This is a genomic window from Colwellia meonggei (genome assembly GCF_057537295.1).
Genome location: NZ_BAAJLZ010000001.1, coordinates 1,064,866 through 1,081,271 on the forward strand (window position 1 = coordinate 1,064,866; position 16,406 = coordinate 1,081,271).

A 16,406-nucleotide genomic window follows, 5' to 3' on the forward strand; every position below is an offset into this window, starting at 1 on the left:
AATCCAATGTTTAGTCATATCATGATAGGTGCAAACGATGTTCAAGCTTCGAAAGTTTTTTATGATGCAATCTTAGGTGAACTAGGACATAAACCAGGAGTAATGGATGAAAAGGGACGTTGTTTTTATTTTACTGATACCGGTGTATTTGCCATCTCTAAACCGATAAATGGTGAACAAGCCTGTAACGGCAATGGTAGTACTATTGGTTTTGCAGCGAGCTCGCCAGAGCAAGCGGATGCATGGCATGCTGCAGGTACTGAAAATGGCGGCGAAGCTTGTGAAGATGCACCTGGTGTTCGTGAGGGAACAATCGGGCAACTTTACCTAGCCTATTTACGTGATCCGTCTGGTAATAAGGTTTGTGCGCTGCACCGTATTGCTTAACAAGCAACCGACTAAAGTAGTTTAAAAGTGGTTAGCTTTAAATACTAACCATTTTTACCTTTCCAACGTTTTACTGCTAAATAAATACCTGAAAATACAAAAAAACTCGGTAATAAACTAAGCAATAGCCATAATAGTTTTATCGGTTTGCCGACAAATTCGCCAATATGAAATTTGTACTTAAAATTCCAAACTTGCGTGGCTAAGCTTGTCTTACTCGCGTCAAAACTCGCTAAGTGTTTTCCTGTACTTGTATCTGCCCAACTCCAACTATAGGCGTGACTTTCTTCTGACATTTTTATCCTGAGTTTAAGTGGTTCTCCACTTTCTAGTGGCAAATAAGTTCGATAAACAATGCCCTCAGGTAATGCTCTTTGTGCATTTTCGTAGGCTTTATTCAATTGCTCATCACTCTTTGAATGGGTTGGTATGTGCTGATAGTTCGCCGTTTCAACCTTGCTAAAGGTCAGTAACTCGACGATTTTCTGCGTTGTGGTTTGCCATTGAAATGCCATGCCAGAAAAGGCAATTAATATTAAAGGAATACAAGAGAAAACACCTATTACAGTATGTAGTTGATAAAAAAGTATTTTTGGCTTGCTACGCCATTTTATTTTTAGACGTTTTAAGCGTTTTTTAGGTTTGAGCCATAAATAAAAGCCGAGCAGTAATTCGATGATCAAAGCTAAACTGGCAATTGACATCCATACCTTTAGCGGCGTTTCTTTCGCTTCAGTTTTATAAAGTAACCAACGATGCCAAGACATTACGAATCCATAAAAGGTATCGTAGAAACTATGCTCAAGTACAACCTCGCCAGTATAAGGATTGATATTAAGGTATTTATTATTTGTTAACCTAACAGACCAGACATGACTTGGGTTTTCGGCATGTTCGATAAGTTTAATTTTAACATCGGGAGCTAGTTTTATTTTTTCAATTATTTTTGATAATGTCAGCGGCTTTGTTTGGCTTTCATCAAGTTTTATTTGCCAGAATTCGGGATTTAAAAAGGCCTGAATATCTTTAGCATAAAGCAATAAAGCGCCTGAAATGCTTAAACTTAATAAGAATAAAGCGCAGGTTAAAGCTAACATACAATGTATGCGTCTAAGCCATGTTTTTATCACGATACTGAGCCTAATGAGATTTTGGGAATGTTTAATTAAGTAAAGCCGTGTACCGGCCTTACTTAATTAATGGTGCGAATAATGACGGTTAGAATTGATAGTTCATGCCGACATTAACTGTTGTACCTAAGCCTTTAACGTTGTAGCCGTTATAGGTATAAGCTTGAGACTTAGCGGGGAAATAATCTTGGTTAAATAAGTTCTCTACACCAATGAATGCTGACCACGCAGTGTTTAATGTGTAATTACCACTTAAATTTACAATATTATAGCTGTCGATTGGGCCCTTATCACCAACGTATTTTCCGTCAACTTGATCGAATTTTTTTCGGTCACTAACATGTAAGTAAGTCATTGAAACAGAAGCTCCGTCTAATGGTTGCCAATTAATATTGATGGTACCTTTAGGAGCACTTATTTGTTTTGCACCTAGGTAAATATCATTAGCGGTATCTTTGCCTTCAATCCAAGCATAAGTAGCTGAAATGCTTAGCTCTGATGAAATTTTATAATCAACTAATGCTTCATAACCGTATATCTCTTGCGGAGCTCTAACCGGTAAATACACGCCTGTTGCTGGATCGTATTTATTTGTTGTACCAAGTTCTGAAGTACTACGATAAGCGGAGAATTCAAAGTGAATATTATCAATATTTGATACAAAACCTATTTCATAATTGTCTATGATTGATGCCTCTGTTTGAACCAAGCCAATATCAGTTACTGTGGCTGTGCGCAGTAATCGTCCGATATCAGAAATATCTGCTCCTTGAGAGTAGTTGGCAAAAGGTTGAAAAGCCTCCATCATGTTGTAGCGAATACCAAAGTTATAGGTGGTTGCACGATAATTTAAGGTGTCACCAGTTACATCGACAGGAATAGAACAAGTTTCTGCTGATACGCAAAGTTTCAAGGTGCTATAGTCATCTACTGCTAAATCAATTTCTTCTCGTCGAATACCAGCTTTAATGATCAAATCGTCTTTATAAACCCATTTACTCTGTAGAAAGCCTGCCAGATTATCCATATCCATTTCAGGAACCCATTTACGTCCGTCTACTAAGGGCTGCGAGGTGATATCGTTTAGTGCATCAAGTCCGTAAATAAATGTGGCATCAATATTCTCCCATTCAAATTGGCTATTCAGTGTTACTCGTAAGCCTTTTTTATCTGATTTTATTAACGACTGGCCACCGTCGTACCCTTCACTAGGATTAGCCAATGAGGGCGAGAAGAAAAATATATTCTTAATTTTTTGTGTGTATGCATCAATAACAATTTGTGTGCTTTCAAATAATGCCTCATCGGTATACTTGAACATCAAATTATCGTTTTTAGGGCCTTGAGGAACCCCTGGTTTAATAGTGCCAGTTGGTGCTTCTATTGCGTAAGTCTTCACCCCAGAGTTTACACTGCCAATAACATCAACTAAGTCGCTTTTTTGTTCAGAACGATAGTGATTGTAGGTCAATTGAAATGATTTATCTTCATCAAGCTGATAGCCAAATTTTGAAAAATAGTTTTGTACTTTTGCATCAGAAAGACCATAAATCAAACCTTGTACATCGCCTTCTGCATCACGTTGAACGCCATTTTCTTCATAGCTGGCGTTAAGCACATAGCTAAATTTATCAATACTGCCATTTATTGAACCTTCAATGCGCTGGCCTGCGCTATCTTCAAATTTAACTGCGCTAAATCGGCTCGACAAACTAACATGTCCATTTATTTCTCCATTGTCATTTGCACGTTTAGTGATGTAGTTAATAATACCGCCAGCTGCGCCATTACCGTATATAGACGTGGCCCCTTTAATGACTTCTATACGCTCAATAACACTTGCATCCAATGTTCTGATACCTAAAGAGCCATTTCTTAGTGGTGTCGATTGCGGTACACCATCAATCATAACTAATGGTGAGCGGCCTCTAAGCGTTTGGCTAGAGTTGCTCGACGAACCTGTACTTGGTGCCAAGCCTGGTACAAGCGCAGCCAGAAGAGATTGTAATTCAGGGGATACTTTAAGTTGGGCTTCAATTTGCTTGCGATTAATAATTGTAATAGTGGCTGGAACTTCGTCGATACTTTCTACGATACGACTACCGGTAACGACTATACGCTCAATGCTCTCAATTGCAGAATCATCGGTTGATTTAATGACTTGAGCGTTAACACTTTGCGAGATAAATAGGGCGAGTAAAGTTAGTTTAGTTTTTAGCATTTTCAATCCATTTGATGTTGTGCATTATAAAATCGGCCGGATCTTAATGTTAATCATTATCATTTGCAATGTTTGTTTTTTAGTTTTAATCTTAGCTTGATTTACATCATTTTTATTAATGATTGTGCTAAATGAAATTCAATCTAGCTCTGCTCGGTCTAGTAACGACACTGTATTAACTAAGGCAAGCTTTTAGGAAGTTAAGCTTTAGTATTTGTTAAAGGCTATTGCTTTATGTTTAATTTATTTACTCGTGCGACCGTACAAACTCGACTACTCATCGGTTTTGGCGCTGTTCTTATCATGATGTTAGTACTTACTATTGTCGGAATTAATAGTGTTAATGCTATTGATAAATCAATGACGGTAATTACCGATATTAACTCTGTTAAACAACGCTATGCGATAAACTTCCGTGGTAGCGTGCACGACCGAGCTATTGCTATTCGTGATGTTGTATTGGTGCGAGAAAACCATGAATTACAAAGTGCTTTAAAAGACATTTCTCGTTTAGAAAATTTTTATAATGACTCTAGAGTACCGTTAGATAAATTGATGTTAGATGGCTCAACACCTAATGAGGAAAGTATTCTTAGTAGCATTAGGCGTATCGAAAATAAAACCATGCCTTTAGTACAGCAAGTTATTCAACAAATTCAACAAGGTAATCAACAGCAGGCCGAGTTGCTATTGTTATCTAAAGTTCGTCCAGCATTCGTTGAGTGGTTAGCAGCAATTAATCAGTTTATTGATTATCAGGAACATGAGAACCAACTGGCAACAAAAATGGTGCGAGAAACCGCGGCCAGTTTTGAAGGTGTTATGTTAGCACTTACAGGCATAGCATTTTTGATCAGCGGTTTAATTGTATACCGTATTGCCAAAGGTTTGAAAATTTCACTGGATGGTGAGCCGAGTGAAGTGGCTAGTTTATTATCAAAAGTTGCTGAAGGTGATTTAACGCAAAATATTGAAGTGCGTTATGAGAACAGCGTATTGTTTTCATTAAAGAAAACTCAAAACCAGCTAAGCTCTACAGTTGCAAATATTGCTGGCGCGTCAAAAGAAATTAATGGCCAAATAGATATTGTTTCTTCTGGCTCTGCTGATGTACTTGATTTAGTGCAACAACAACGTGAATACACCGCACTTGCCACAGCAAACTTAAACGAAATGCGTGATAAAACTTACGGTGTTTCAGAGCTACTAGTTCAAACAGAACAAAACTCGTCACAAACGTTAGAGTCTTGTAAGGCGGGTAGTACCTCGGTTAATGCAACAGCTGTTGAAATTGAAAAAATCCTTACCACTGTTAGTAGCGCATTAGATAAGTTACAAAAGCTCGAACAACGCACCAGAGATATCAGTGGCATTATTTCTGTTATTAGCGGTATATCTGATCAAACTAACTTGTTAGCACTAAATGCTGCTATTGAAGCGGCAAGAGCAGGCGAATCAGGTCGAGGCTTTGCTGTTGTTGCTGATGAAGTTAGAACACTAGCGCAAAGTACCGGCTCTGCAACCTCAGAAATAGAAACCATGCTAACGGAAATTACCAAGGAAACGGCTGATTCAGTCGTGGCGATGGAGTCAACCCTACCAAAAATAGAGAAAGGTTTAGCATTGGGTGTTGATTCAGCAGAGCTACTTAAAGAAATTGAAAATCAAGCGAACGGTTCGTTGCTAAATGTTCGTCAAGTTGTAGATGCTTCAAAAGAGCAAATTATTGCTATTGATGAACTCTATGAAGGTATGAAAAGTGTTGCTGATATGGCTGACTCGTCTACAAGTTCATTAGAGAAGAACAATGATGTTGCAAACACTTTAGAAATGCTTGCAGCAAACTTAAAGCAACAAATTGCTTACTTTAAAGTTAATTCAGTCACTTAGCTTTAGCGGTAAGGTTTTTGAGTTTTTAATGGGCGCTAATCAGCGCCTTTTTAAATTGTTGAACTTGATTGGATGATTATTGTTCGATTTTAAGCGCTTTTATCATATTTATTAATAACTAATTTGCATTTATATGCAAATCTCAGTTCAATGCATTATTATAATTTAATAGAAGCTCAAGTAATTCAAGAATAATCATATGGCTGCAATTTTAAATATTGCTAATCGCGAACAAAGTTTAAGTTACTTAAACGCCTATCATTGTATTGGGCGGTCAACGACGAATGTTGATACTGTTATTAACTCTCCGGAAATATCAAGAACACATGCGGTGATTGAATGGCGAAACTGCCATTGGCATATTAGAGATTTAAGTAAAAACGGTACTTGGGTAAATAACCATAAATTAGTTCGAGATCAGGCTCAAAAGCTTCGTGTTGGCGATAAGCTGTATTTTGGGCAAGCGTCTACACACGGTATGGTCGTGCAAGATCTTACTCAACCGAAAAACATGTTGTTAGCCGTTGAACAAGCGACAAAAACAACAGAAAAAGCACCAATAATCTTGTCAGATTACAATTTACTACCTACAGAGCAAGAAGCTGAAATCGCATTGTTTTACGTGCAAAGTAAAAATGAGTGGTATAAAGAATACCTCGATGATGCCGATGGTAGCGCTTATCCAATCGCAGATTTAGATTTATTGCATTTTGCTAACACCAATTGGCAATTGAAACTTAACAATAACAGTGACAACACTGAACAATTGGAAAAATCTAAATTATCGGCTGATGAACTTAAATATCGCTTCAATTTAAGCCTTGATGAAGAATCCACAGAACTTACGGTGATCACCGCTGAAGAAAAGCACTGCTTATTAACCAAAGCCCATCATTATTTGACCTTAAGTTTAGCTCGGCATAGAGATCAAGATGCTAAAAAGGGCATCGACGAATATAATCAGGGTTGGATATTGCCGGAAGTTATTGCCAAAGAGTTAGGTTACGATATTACCTTATTTAACACCCAAGTTTGTCGCGCTAAAAAGCAGTTTAGAGAAATGCTTAATGGTGCTTGCGATGGCGATGAACTTATTGAGCGCAAGGGCAAAAAAATACGCTTTGCTGGCAGTTACTATCGAATTTACAAAGGAAAAAACCTTATTGTAAATCAAGGGCATGAAGCAGTATCGTTAACGGTTTTACATGGATAAAAATTTACCTCGTTATCGCCAAGAAAGACTTCTAGGTGAAGGTGGCATGGGGCAAGTGCACCTAGCAATCGACAGTCATTTGCATCGCCAAGTGGCCATAAAAACTTTACGACACCAATCTACAGATACCAAGGTTGATCTTGCCCTAAAAGAGGCTCGTGTTTTGGCGCGTGTTAATCATAGCAATATTATTCAAATTTTTAATATTGAAGAACAAGAGCAGCACATAGCTTTGGTGATGGAGTATTTTAACAGTAAAACACTGACGCAATATCAACATGAAAATCAATTAACATTAATTCAAAAACTGTCGTTGCTACGTCAACTAGCAGCAGGGCTTGCAGAAGCGCATAAAAATGGCATTGTTCATTGTGATTTAAAGCCTAGCAATATTTTGGTGAATAATGACGGGCATCTAAAAATTGCCGACTTTGGCATTGCTTGTTTAACCAATAAACAAAGCGGTGACACCCAACTTAAAGAAGTTGAACAAGCTCTCGAGCAATATAAAAATTCGTTTGGCTGCGTACGTTATATGTCTCCTGAGCAGTTAAATCAGCAAACGGTCGACTTTCGAAGCGATATTTTCTCCTTTGGTATTATTGCCTATCAGCTTATCGTTGGTAGTCATCCTTTCGATAACGGAGCCGCAAATAAAGTCGCTGAAAATATTATTAATAGTGAGCCTGAGCATGCTGAAAATTTGCTGTTAGATACGCCCGATGCGTTAACTAGTTTAATAATGGCAATGCTGACTAAAGTCACGGATAAACGTACCTTAACTGCAGCAGATATAGCGCACAGAGTAAAACACATTGAAAATGCTTTGTTGCAGCAACAAATTGCGCAAGAGCAAACGGCTGACATTACGTCTATTTATAACCCTAGTTTATCTACCGAAAATTCTGTAAAGGCAAGTACGACAAATGCTCAAATTAAGGCGTTAGCAACAAAAAAAATAAAACAGGGGATTATGCAGACAAAGTATGTTCTGAGTTTTTGCGTTTTGCTAACAGTACTGTTTTCTTTATTGTTGACTCATTCACCGAAAGAAACTGAAAGTAAGCAGGTTGTAGTATTAAGGCCGGTTGTTTCTCATAGTCAAGCGATGGCTCCAATGCAGCAAAACTTGGTGGTGTCGGCTGTTGAAGATGCCTTAAGGCAAGCTGTAATTAACACTAAAAGCATGTATCTAATATCGCAACGAGAAGTGGCTGCGATTACAAAAGCATATCCCAATAATTTAAAGAAATTACAACAAGCTGCTGGCGCAAGCGATATTATTTCAACCGAACTTGAATGTAACAGTAGTCGATGTAATGTAAAATTTGCTCGTTTAGTTGCTAATCCAAAAAGTGAAAACGCATTAATCGCTAAATTTGAAAAAAGTTGGTTGGTACCTGCTCAAAGGTTTAATGAAATTTATAGTGTTAGCCAAACACAGTTTTCATCTCTGTACCCAGAATATAATGATGTTAATCAGTCTGATTTGGTTCAAAGGCCAATAAGCGAAGATGATTATCGCAACTATATTGAGCTTTATAGTGAAATTAAATTAACAGGTAATTACCAAGGTTCAAGCTTAGAAAAATTAGAGAAAATTTTACAACGTTCACCTTATTTGTATGCTGGTTATGCTTTATATCGAGATACGGCCTTAGATCTTTACTTGGATTCAAAAAATCAAAAATACTTGAACCAGCTAGAATTGGTTATACAAAGCTCGCCACCAGAATATCGTTACAGTATTTATGAAGCTATTGACCGTTTTTGGCTATATTCCGATAAGGGAGAATTGGATGCGGCAATAGCTCAAATTGCTGAAGCGAAAAAGCGGGGTGCAGACGGCTTAAGTGTTCTAGAGCTTGAAGCCTACATATTTTTTATTTCAGGACGATACGAGCAAGCAGCAAAATCATACTTAAGAGCTTTTGAATTACGGCCAAGTTCAAGCTTGCAGTATAACATTGCATTTAGTTATTGGCGGGCTGGGGACTTGAGTAGTGCAGAACGCACGGTTGGCGCTATGTTAGAAACTGTGGCGGATAATAGAAGAGCGATGCAGCTGCAAGCCAATATTTGGTTACTGCAAGGTAAGCTTAGTTTGGCCATAAGCACATATGAAAAAATTGTAAAGAATGTTGATTCAAGCAGAGATTTTACTAACTTGAGCTTAGCGTATGCGTTGAACAAGCAGTATGATAAATCTAAAGAATATGCGCAGAAAGCTTTTGAATTGTTTCCAATGCAGCCCGTTAACTTGCTAAATTTGGCTGATATAGAAATGATATTAGGCCAAAAAGAGTTAGCTAAGTCTCATTATCAGCAGGTCGTTTCTATTCTTGTTGGTAAAAATGAAGTTAAATATCTCACAAACCTTGCTCAAGCTTATGGTCATTTGAAACAAGCAAGTAAGGCAGTAGAATCGTTAAATAGAGCACAGGTTTTAGCTCCGAATAGTGGTGAGGTTGCGTATGCTTCCGCGATTGTATATAGCTTATTGAATGAAAAGGCTTCTGCAATTCATCATGTTAAAGCAGCATTGATTAACAATACAGGTTCGGTTTTGTTTAACCTTCCTTGGTTTGATGCTCTCTGTAATGAGCAACTATTCCAGCAATTAATGACTGACTACGATAATGCTAGTCGATGTAGTGTTTAGTTTCGAATAATACCGCCATCACTAATGGTACCTTGTAATGATGCGCTTCCAGCGTCACTATTTTTGATGCTTTCAATTTCAATTAATTGCTGAAAAGCAATAGGATCTGAAAGCTGCAAGTTCAATAAGCGCTCTAATTGTAAAGGGTTTGAATCCGCTAAAGCTAATAAACTCTTGAGAAGCTTTGGCTCATCGCCTGCAATTGAGTTAAGTCGCTCAATGAGAGTTGGCGATGATTCAGCGATAGTAATTAACATAGTGCTTGAGTTAGTTGCTAATGCGTTAGGCAGGTAAATGCTGCTAGTTAAAACTAAGGTGGCAGATAATGCTGTTAAATATCTTTTCATGGGGGATTTCCTATTCATTTTTCGTGATACTCGGTATGAGCACACTTGAAACGAATAGAAAATTAGAACGTGCAAATGAATCCTGCCATAACAGGCAATTACAGCTTGTTTTTGATAATGGCTTTAATTGTTTTTATTAAACTCCTGTATATTTAAGTATTTATTTTATAAAGAGATATATTCCATCCACGCAATTCAATGGCAATTATTATTGAACTTGATAACTCGCCAATTTTTGTAATGCTACGTCAGCTTTTTTACCTTAAGAATAAGTGGAAATTCTTCAATATTATCAATGTCAATTTCCTTGTAATGGCGTGTAATGTTCTTTTTTCGCTAAGCACGCTATATTTTTAATTTCACATGTTTGCTCAGAGGTCTTAGGGAATTAAGTATGCAGGTAAAGCATTTACCCAGTGGCATAGTGCATCGTGCTAATAAAAATGGCACCACGGGGTGTGGCAGCAATACCAAAAAGGAATCAGAACACTGGGTAACATCATCACAACCCGTTAGTTGTGCGAAAAATGGTTGTAATAAATAGCAAAAACTAAGTTAGTTTAATAGGAGTGTAAGCATGTCATACGATAAAGCACGCAGAAGCCCTGAAGATAACAAACAAGTTGATATTGATGATCCCAAAAAAATCGCTAATTGGTGTAAATCATTTCGTTGCAGTGAAGGTGATTTACGGGCTGCAGTCATGGCAGTAGGTAAGTCGGAAAAAGCCTTAAGAGCGTATTTGAGTAAATAATATTTAATTGAAATGAACACAATAACTTCTATATTGATTAATAACTTAGCGTTGCTAGTTGTTAATGTTTACAATTTTATATAGAAGCTATTGTATATTAATAGCGCATTCTTATGATCTCTCTAGCCATTTCATTTAAGGAAATTAGTTATCTAGTTTTTCTTTAGGTCAAATATATAAGCAGAGCCAGAGTTTTCGCCTTTATCATTATCCCTATTTGCTGAAATTAATGCGGTATTATTCCAAAGCGCAACGTTCCAACCAAACACGTCACCTTTACTACCATCTTTAGGCATTAATTGAGTTTTGAAATTCCAAGTTCGGCCTGAACGTCTGAACAAATATGCTGATCCTGAGTTTTCCCCTTGCTCATCTTGAAACATTGCTCCTATTAATACATTGTCGCCAGAAAGGGCAACACTTCGTCCGAAGCGATCATCCTTCGCACCATCGGGGGCAGTCAGTTTTGCTTGCTGGCTCCATGAATTACCTGTTCGGGTGAAAATATAGGCAGAGCCAGAATCAACCCCCATAATATTATCGTCATCTCTTCGTGCAGATATCAAAGCTGTATCTTTCTCTAATGCCACTCTAACACCAAAAAGATCTCCTTCAGCGCCATCATTTGCCGTAAGCTTTTTTTGTTGAGTCCAAACACCTTTAGAGCGAGTAAATACATAGGCAGCGCCAGCATTGAAGCCCTTTTCTTCATTTAGATCGGCACCCACTAATATTGTATCACCCGAGATAGCGGCGCTAATACCAAATACATCACCCTCACTGCCGTCTTTTGCGGTAATTTTAGCTTGCTGCTGCCAAGTGTTTCCCGTGCGGGTAAAAATGTAAACTGAACCAGAGTTCTTACCTTTATCGTCATCAAAGGGAGCTCCTATTACTAGGGTGTCGTCAGATAAGCCGATACTCCAACCAAAAGAATCACCTGCTGAGGCATCCATGGCGGTAAGTTTTACTTGCTGACGCCAATTGGTGCCTGTGCGTTCAAAAATGTATGCTGAGCCTGAGTCTTTACCATTAATTTCATCGTCATCTCGAATAACACCAACCACAGCGGTATTACCTAATATTTCAACTTTGCCGCCAAATGTATCCCCAGGTTCGCCATCAGCTGCCATGAGTTTAGCTTGCTGTATCCAAACATTATTTGAACGAACGTATACATAAGCAGCCCCCACGTCTTTTTCTTGCTCATCATCAACTTTATAAGCGCCAACAACAGCAGTATCTTTAGATAATGCGACGCTGTAGCCAAAGAGGTCATTACTTACACTATCATCGCCAAGGAGTTTAGCCTGTTCAACAAAGTCATTTGCATAACTTGGTACAGCACTAAAATATAGTGTGGCAGCTAGGCCAAGTAGGTAAGTAATTCTTATGGTTACAGTTTTCATTTTTATACTCTTTATGTGTCTGCTACTACTCAACCCATATTAAGTGGGTACAAGCATAAAATATAATTCTATAATGATATTATATTCATTTCAAAATGTGATGATTAAGGTGAATTTATTACTTATATATAAAGTAATGTGATGGATTGACGGCTGTAATCAAGGACAATAATTATGCGACCCCATGAATTAAAATTATTAGTTATTTTCGACGTGATAATGACGGAAAATTCAATCACACGAGCGGCAGAGCGATTATCGATGACTCAACCTGCTGTTTCAAATGCGCTGGCCAGAATGCGCATATTGTGGAAAGACGAGTTGTTTGTTCCTGATGGCCGTAAAGTCCAGCCTACTACCTACGCAAAAAACCTTTGGGAGAAAGTGCGAGACGCCTTACATAATATTAATCAAGCAATAGAGCCTGAAGATTTTGAGGCAAAAAACGCTATACGTACCTTTAGAATAGCTTTGCCAGATATCGCGCTTAATACGCTTTGGTTAGACATGCGTAAATTATTTGAGAAAGAAGCCCCAGGGTTAAATTTACATGCGGTTCCCTACACCATAGCTTGCACTAAGCCTCTATTGGACGATGCTGATGTTGACCTTGTAATAGGGCAAAGCAATCGTTCATTAGAGAATATTTGTTCAGATCATTTATTCGATACGAGTTATGTTTGTGCCATGCGCAAAAACCATCCTTTGGCAAAAAAGCCGCTAACTGCTGAGGAGTTTGCTCTAGCGCAGCATCTACTCGTTTCATTGTCAGGTGATATTTCTAACCCTACTGACCAAGCGTTACAGCAATTAGGTTTAGCGCGGCGTGTCGCTTTTACGGTCAATAGTTTTTCATCTGCGCTACCTATCATTAAAGAGAGTGATCTTATTGCGGTTTTACCTACAGATCTTCTTCATAACTATGTAGACAGCGGTGAACTCGCAATTACTCGTCCGCCAGTCGAAATTCCCCATACGTCTATTTCTATGTTATGGCACAAGCGGCAAAGTGCAGATAAAGGCTTAATTTGGTTACGAAAGCATATTAAGCAAATATTTATTAATCGAAGAACGCATCAAATAGAAAAAGTGCTTAAGTTTATGAAAACATAATTGTGTGCCGTAATAGGATATGTCACCTAAGTTTTTAAAAGTGTGCAATTACACCGAAAAAAGCACCTTTAAACTCAAGTTCGGTATATAAGTTATTTACATCTGCTAAATCCATTTTTACAGTGCGATAGCCTAAAGTGACATTAAAATCTACTATCATGCTATCAACGAGATCGTAATTTAAACCAATTTGATAATCATAAAGCGAGTGGTCACCTATAAATGAAAAATCACCTTGGCCAAACACACTTAAGCCCGTCAATGGCAAACTCATGTTTGTGGCAACATATAACATAGGCTCTACTTCGTCTGTTTTTATTTTTTCCACAGGGGTATAAGAAGTTGTTGGTAATGTACATGGGTTGTCGGGTACTGAGGGATCACAATCGCCAAGTGTAACGGTTGGCCCAGTAACGGTAACATCGCCATTAAAGTCTCTAGCACTTAGCCCCAAATCAAATGAAAATTTGTCATTATCAAATAATTCATAATACAAGGTGTAGTCGATATAACTAACATTAAAGCTAGCGCTAACTTCATCTCCCGCAGCAAAAGTTTCATCGTTAAAGCTAAACGCTTGCGTTAAGGTAGCTTTTCCTGTGGTATCGAGTGCAGTGCTTGAAATACGAAAATTAGGAAGAAAAGGAACAGGGTGTTCAATAGCAACAAAGTAGTTAATTTGTTGTTCTTTTTTTAAATTAAAATCAACTAATGAATTCCTTTCACCAAGCGTGCCAGTTGCATCACTTTGCCAAACTTGTCCGCCCAGATATAAACCTACGGTATCTGCCTGCACGTTAGTTGAAAGAAGTGCGGTAAAAATTGTCGCCAAAACGCATTTTTTCATATTGTTATCATCCTTGTTTATGAAAATACAGTATCGCTTGCTATGTCAAAATAACGATTTTTTATCTTAAAAGAAACCTTAAATTAAGTAACTTCGATAACTGTTACTTTTAAATGACCTAAATCAATATTTGTTTTTTATCTCATCATTTTACAGGCACAAAAAAAACCGCCATTAAGCGGTTTCTTGTCATCAATATTAGTCTTTCATTTATCTCTGTGTAATGCCGTGTAATGGACTTTTTTTTAATGCTAAGTATCCTGATTTTCAAATTTTTATAGCTAATTAATCTTAGTATCACCGTATTTCAGTGTTGTCATGTAAAAAATAAATTTAAGAAGAGGGAATTATCCTGTTTTAAACAAGGATTATTTCCTCATCATAAGCTGTTAGCTGTTAGCTGTTAGCTGTTAGCTGTTAGCTGTTAGCTGCCAGTTTTAGTCTGGCATTTTTGTCAAATAAAGGAATATAAATGTTAGAAGCAAAAATTAAATTTTTTGATATTAAAAAGTGCGGCTACTTCTTACGAGGTAATTCACAACCGACATTAAGCTCAATGGATGACACGTTAATGCAACTTAACGCTTGGGCAAAAGATGGGCGTGAATTTGTAAATACTACCTGTTATGAGGCAGATCCTGATAATGATTTACGAAATACATACTTTTGTGATCTACAGACAAATGATCTCAATAGCGAAAGCTTATTAATTTTATGGAATGAAGTCGCAAACGATAATGGCATCGTTTATGGTATGCCTCCTATGGAAAGACCTGGGCAAACAGATATGCTCACGACTGGGTTTGGTAGTACCCCTGCAATCCCCGGATTTCCAAGTTACTTTTGGTTCATTCCTAGCCAAAACGTTTTTGCTACGGTTAGATTTACACATTCAATGCAAGGTAAAAGTAATTTAGATCATTACCTCAATGGCTTTTTGGCAAACAAATCAAGTTATCGTGTAGAAAATAATGAGGGTACCGTTATTGGTTATTCTGCTGATGGGCAGCCAACTAACAATTCCAGTCGTTTACATTCAAAATTCCATGCTGTAGGTAGAAAGCAAGAAGAGCTAGAAGCCGAATTATTAACTAACTTACACAAAATCAGAAGAATAATTAGAAGAGAAACATTATCTTATACTGTTGAAGATGACCGACGAGCTTTAGAAAGAGTTTTTTCGGGATTACTTGGAAATACGCCTACTTTTCAGCAGACTCGCTCAATTACCCATGAATTACAATTTGAGCCTAATGAGCAACAATTAAGACAAATTTTGTCGAACTTTTCAGAGTTAAATACAAATAGCTCAATTAGGAATGCTGGGTTTATTTACAATGATGGGAAAAGAATAATGTTAAATGGGGCAAGTGTCTCATTTTCGGCAGAAATTAATGTCAACCGTGAAGAAAACCAAATAATTTCACCTCAAAGACTATTGCAAGCCTTAACACAACAAAGAAGCGATTTATTAAGGCCTTTGGAACAAAGTGTTTTTGAAGTTGAAGAGGCGGTATCCTAATGATTAAGTACTTCATTCTGGCAATAATCACTGGAATTGTTACTTATTTTCTTAGAGAAACTGTCGTTGAACTAAACTACGGAGCATATAAAGATACGCTAGGTGCTTTACTAAACATATCTTCAATAATATTCGCAATTATTGGTGCATGGATTGCCATAATCTACCCTAGAGCTATTGGTCGCGTTTTTAAAGACTCGAAAATACCAAGTACCACGATTAAAGAAGCTGATACGGATGCTAACTACCTCAGCGAATTAGTTGAAATAGTAATGGTGTCTGCAATTGTATTAATGGTCGTTTTATCAATTCAATTTGTGGTTCCTATTGCTAAAGTATTTTTGAATAGTGACTGGAAAGTCTATGCAAAATTTCTTTCTTTTTTTGTGATTAGTATGCTCACACTTTCGCAGTTATATGCAGTTTTTAGGGTGATATTGGCAAACTATTTCTTTCTAAACGAATTAAGATCAAAAAATACAGACGGTAAAATTGATAGCTTACATAAGTAAATGAGATTTCAACTAGCTATAAAAGGGAATAAAAATGACTACATGTAATCAAGAACACAGACATTGGCCATTTCTTGAGTCGCTACCTCATGATCAGGGGGGCCATGGTCGCCATAAATGTGCAGGTTGTGCATATGAATTGGGTTATCAAGCAGGCAGAACGAGAGAGGAAAATCTTCATATCGATTTGGAGTCACTACCTCTAAGCCAAGCGGGCACAGTGAGACATAAAAGTCCGCATGCAGCTTATGCTCAAGGTTATTATGATGGTGTCCACTCCTCATATAATGGCAGCTAACAAGTCAATTCAGCAGGACAAAAAACAGTTGGTTTTGCTCCTACGTCGCCAATTTTAACCAACTATTTTTTGCCTCTGATTGAGGCGTTAGTGGAATAGGA

15 protein-coding genes are annotated in these 16,406 nt (G+C 37.6%); 10 read left to right on the forward strand and 5 right to left on the reverse strand.

Annotation, left to right across the window (positions count from 1 at the left end; all coding sequences use genetic code 11):
- Window positions 1–6 precede the first annotated feature (6 nt).
- The gene (locus tag AC27E9_RS04745; RefSeq protein WP_487127734.1) at window positions 7–387 is read left to right on the forward strand and encodes a VOC family protein; all 381 of its coding nucleotides are present in this window, start codon (window positions 7–9) and stop codon (window positions 385–387) included.
- A gap of 44 nt (window positions 388–431) precedes the next feature.
- Here the strand turns inward: AC27E9_RS04745 and AC27E9_RS04750 are convergent, their stop codons facing one another.
- Together AC27E9_RS04750 and AC27E9_RS04755 are read right to left on the reverse strand one after the other, a co-directional pair.
- Window positions 432–1,517, reverse strand: coding sequence for a PepSY-associated TM helix domain-containing protein (locus AC27E9_RS04750; RefSeq protein ID WP_487127736.1), 1,086 nt, complete (start codon window positions 1,515–1,517; stop codon window positions 432–434).
- An 88-nt stretch (window positions 1,518–1,605) separates the two neighbouring features.
- A complete protein-coding gene (locus tag AC27E9_RS04755) occupies window positions 1,606–3,738 on the reverse strand; it encodes a TonB-dependent receptor (RefSeq protein ID WP_487127738.1) in 2,133 nt (710 codons plus the stop codon).
- Between the two features lie 234 nt (window positions 3,739–3,972).
- On the opposite strand from AC27E9_RS04755, the gene AC27E9_RS04760 reads away from it, so the two are divergent.
- From AC27E9_RS04760 to AC27E9_RS04770, 3 genes are all read left to right on the forward strand, one after another.
- Complete coding sequence (locus tag AC27E9_RS04760; RefSeq protein ID WP_487127740.1) at window positions 3,973–5,628, forward strand: methyl-accepting chemotaxis protein; 1,656 nt, start codon at window positions 3,973–3,975, stop codon at window positions 5,626–5,628.
- A gap of 199 nt (window positions 5,629–5,827) precedes the next feature.
- Window positions 5,828–6,841 carry an FHA domain-containing protein gene (locus AC27E9_RS04765; protein WP_487127742.1) on the forward strand — a complete coding sequence of 338 codons (1,014 nt, stop codon included), beginning with the start codon at window positions 5,828–5,830 and terminating at the stop codon, window positions 6,839–6,841.
- Window positions 6,834–9,503, forward strand: coding sequence for a protein kinase domain-containing protein (locus AC27E9_RS04770; RefSeq protein ID WP_487127744.1), 2,670 nt, complete (start codon window positions 6,834–6,836; stop codon window positions 9,501–9,503). Before AC27E9_RS04765 ends, AC27E9_RS04770 begins: the two co-directional genes overlap by 8 nt.
- Here the strand turns inward: AC27E9_RS04770 and AC27E9_RS04775 are convergent.
- Window positions 9,500–9,850: a hypothetical protein gene (locus AC27E9_RS04775; RefSeq protein ID WP_487127746.1), complete on the reverse strand. Its 351-nt coding sequence runs from the start codon at window positions 9,848–9,850 to the stop codon at window positions 9,500–9,502. The two genes, AC27E9_RS04770 and AC27E9_RS04775, sit on opposite strands and share 4 nt — an antisense overlap.
- A gap of 394 nt (window positions 9,851–10,244) precedes the next feature.
- On the opposite strand from AC27E9_RS04775, the gene AC27E9_RS04780 reads away from it, so the two are divergent.
- Both AC27E9_RS04780 and AC27E9_RS04785 read left to right on the forward strand, forming a co-directional pair.
- Entirely contained in the window at window positions 10,245–10,394 is a 150-nt protein-coding gene (locus tag AC27E9_RS04780) for a hypothetical protein (RefSeq protein ID WP_487127748.1), read from the forward strand.
- A gap of 33 nt (window positions 10,395–10,427) precedes the next feature.
- Window positions 10,428–10,604 carry a DUF3606 domain-containing protein gene (locus tag AC27E9_RS04785; RefSeq protein WP_487127750.1) on the forward strand — a complete coding sequence of 59 codons (177 nt, stop codon included), beginning with the start codon at window positions 10,428–10,430 and terminating at the stop codon, window positions 10,602–10,604.
- A gap of 152 nt (window positions 10,605–10,756) precedes the next feature.
- Here the strand turns inward: AC27E9_RS04785 and AC27E9_RS04790 are convergent, their stop codons facing one another.
- The gene (locus tag AC27E9_RS04790) at window positions 10,757–12,013 is read right to left on the reverse strand and encodes an FG-GAP repeat protein (protein ID WP_487127752.1); all 1,257 of its coding nucleotides are present in this window, start codon (window positions 12,011–12,013) and stop codon (window positions 10,757–10,759) included.
- A gap of 174 nt (window positions 12,014–12,187) precedes the next feature.
- On the opposite strand from AC27E9_RS04790, the gene AC27E9_RS04795 reads away from it, so the two are divergent.
- Window positions 12,188–13,126, forward strand: coding sequence for a LysR family transcriptional regulator (locus AC27E9_RS04795; protein WP_487127754.1), 939 nt, complete (start codon window positions 12,188–12,190; stop codon window positions 13,124–13,126).
- A 34-nt stretch (window positions 13,127–13,160) separates the two neighbouring features.
- Here AC27E9_RS04795 and AC27E9_RS04800 read toward each other — a convergent pair whose 3' ends face one another.
- On the reverse strand, window positions 13,161–13,973 hold the full coding sequence (locus tag AC27E9_RS04800; RefSeq protein ID WP_487127756.1) for a TIGR04219 family outer membrane beta-barrel protein: 813 nt from the start codon (window positions 13,971–13,973) through the stop codon (window positions 13,161–13,163).
- Between the two features lie 472 nt (window positions 13,974–14,445).
- Between AC27E9_RS04800 and AC27E9_RS04805 the strand changes: the two genes are divergently transcribed.
- The 3 genes from AC27E9_RS04805 to AC27E9_RS04815 are packed head-to-tail and all read left to right on the forward strand — an operon-like array spanning window position 14,446 to window position 16,305.
- On the forward strand, window positions 14,446–15,495 hold the full coding sequence (locus tag AC27E9_RS04805) for a hypothetical protein (RefSeq protein ID WP_487127758.1): 1,050 nt from the start codon (window positions 14,446–14,448) through the stop codon (window positions 15,493–15,495).
- Window positions 15,495–16,007, forward strand: coding sequence for a hypothetical protein (locus tag AC27E9_RS04810; RefSeq protein ID WP_487127760.1), 513 nt, complete (start codon window positions 15,495–15,497; stop codon window positions 16,005–16,007). The genes AC27E9_RS04805 and AC27E9_RS04810 overlap by 1 nt, the downstream gene beginning before the upstream one ends.
- 34 nt (window positions 16,008–16,041) lie before the next feature.
- A complete protein-coding gene (locus AC27E9_RS04815) occupies window positions 16,042–16,305 on the forward strand; it encodes a hypothetical protein (RefSeq protein ID WP_487127762.1) in 264 nt (87 codons plus the stop codon).
- Window positions 16,306–16,406: the final 101 nt, after the last annotated feature.

Coding starts and splice junctions, on each gene's coding strand:
- AC27E9_RS04770 (WP_487127744.1), top strand. CDS start 6,834: ATGGATAAAAATTTACCTCGTTATCGCCAAGAAAGACTTCTAGGTGAA.
- AC27E9_RS04785 (WP_487127750.1), top strand. CDS start 10,428: ATGTCATACGATAAAGCACGCAGAAGCCCTGAAGATAACAAACAAGTT.
- AC27E9_RS04790 (WP_487127752.1), bottom strand. CDS start 12,013: ATGAAAACTGTAACCATAAGAATTACTTACCTACTTGGCCTAGCTGCC.
- AC27E9_RS04780 (WP_487127748.1), top strand. CDS start 10,245: ATGCAGGTAAAGCATTTACCCAGTGGCATAGTGCATCGTGCTAATAAA.
- AC27E9_RS04800 (WP_487127756.1), bottom strand. CDS start 13,973: ATGAAAAAATGCGTTTTGGCGACAATTTTTACCGCACTTCTTTCAACT.
- AC27E9_RS04755 (WP_487127738.1), bottom strand. CDS start 3,738: ATGCTAAAAACTAAACTAACTTTACTCGCCCTATTTATCTCGCAAAGT.
- AC27E9_RS04805 (WP_487127758.1), top strand. CDS start 14,446: ATGTTAGAAGCAAAAATTAAATTTTTTGATATTAAAAAGTGCGGCTAC.
- AC27E9_RS04775 (WP_487127746.1), bottom strand. CDS start 9,850: ATGAAAAGATATTTAACAGCATTATCTGCCACCTTAGTTTTAACTAGC.
- AC27E9_RS04815 (WP_487127762.1), top strand. CDS start 16,042: ATGACTACATGTAATCAAGAACACAGACATTGGCCATTTCTTGAGTCG.
- AC27E9_RS04795 (WP_487127754.1), top strand. CDS start 12,188: ATGCGACCCCATGAATTAAAATTATTAGTTATTTTCGACGTGATAATG.
- AC27E9_RS04745 (WP_487127734.1), top strand. CDS start 7: ATGTTTAGTCATATCATGATAGGTGCAAACGATGTTCAAGCTTCGAAA.
- AC27E9_RS04765 (WP_487127742.1), top strand. CDS start 5,828: ATGGCTGCAATTTTAAATATTGCTAATCGCGAACAAAGTTTAAGTTAC.
- AC27E9_RS04810 (WP_487127760.1), top strand. CDS start 15,495: ATGATTAAGTACTTCATTCTGGCAATAATCACTGGAATTGTTACTTAT.
- AC27E9_RS04760 (WP_487127740.1), top strand. CDS start 3,973: ATGTTTAATTTATTTACTCGTGCGACCGTACAAACTCGACTACTCATC.